This window comes from Bacillus sp. LR--39, from assembly GCF_053613335.1.
Window position 1 is genome coordinate 1 of record NZ_JBSIOT010000185.1, and the last position, 1,323, is coordinate 1,323.

Sequence of the window (1,323 nt, forward strand, 5' to 3'; positions counted from 1 at the left end):
ACGAGGAACATGGTGACAGAAAGAGATCTGTTTTTCCGATACGCTAAGTATTTCCCTCGCCACTCCGGTTTGTATTTTTCTTTAAAGGCTCTTAGGCCGCTGAAGCTGTACATGTATCTGACATTATTAAAAATGACAGCGGCAAACCTTTCGGACCAGAAGGATGTAAAGGCAGTGCCGACATTAGCCAAGGGTGCCATCCCCATATTAAATGACGTGCAGCCCTCTTCCTTTGCCCATAAAAACATACGGATAAACAATGCGTCCATAATGCCATTTGGAGCGTCGCCGCGATAGCGCATCAGATCAACCGATATCTCTCCTTCCTGGTACATCGGCATGACATTTGCGAATGCAACGATCTCTCCTTCTGCATTTTTCATATAGGCGATCGGCGCTTTCTGTAAATAAGAAGGATCAAAAAATCCGAGCGAGAATCCCTTCTCTTTTTTCGAGCCGAGCCATTCGTCTGAGATTTGCTTCAGCTCCTCCAAAAACGCATCAGAAAATGGGGGATGATCCACATGGAAAGTATACTCCTCCCGCTCAAAGCGGTTATTGATTGCCCGAAGGCCGGCTTTTTTCTTCCCAGTCAAGGTAAATGTATTTAAATCTACATATGCTTCCTCGCCCAATTTAAAGAAGTTGTAGCCAAAATCGTGATACAGCGCCATGTCCTCTCGTTCAATTTGATAGAACAAAACACTGAATCCCTTCTGATGCGCTTCGTTCAGAAATTCTTCCAGCACGAGCGGGAATGATTCTCTTTGGCCAGACGGATCGCCGAGCACGACCAGCCTTCTGGCGATTTTCCCAAACAGAAGCAGTGCATTCCCACCACTAGAAAAATAAAACCGCTTATCTCCAAGAAAACCAAGATGGCTCAGCGCGTTGCCGCCTTTTTCATTGAGAAACGCAGCAAGACGCTCAGGGTCAGCTTTCTCTCCGATCGGTTTCGTTCTCTTATGATAGACCACTGTAAATATCAAGAAGAACAGCGGCACAATAATGATCGCCATGATGGTTGCATGTGTAATATGCGAGGTGCTGTGGACGAAATATTCGTGACGCAGCACCTTCTTCATCCGGTCCCAAATAAAGCCCGCGATCAGATTGTAGTTAAAGAGCGCCACAGTAAACAGCGCCACAGCGAATATCAATTGTCCCAGTGTATAGGATGCCTGTTCGCGGACAAATTGTTTTTTCAATAGCACAAGCAATACGATAATCATCGGCAGTACGAATATCGCGCTGATGTTAAGCCCTTTTAAAAAGCTGAACACAAAGCCGCCGACAAGCGCTGTAATGGCCATCGTATAGGAA

General features: G+C 45.9%; 1 protein-coding gene. It reads right to left on the reverse strand.

Going from position 1 to position 1,323, the window contains the following annotated elements:
* Positions 1-1,323: phosphatidylglycerol lysyltransferase domain-containing protein (locus ACWHAR_RS21625; protein WP_452087787.1), on the reverse strand; the 1,323-nt coding region annotated here is incomplete at both ends.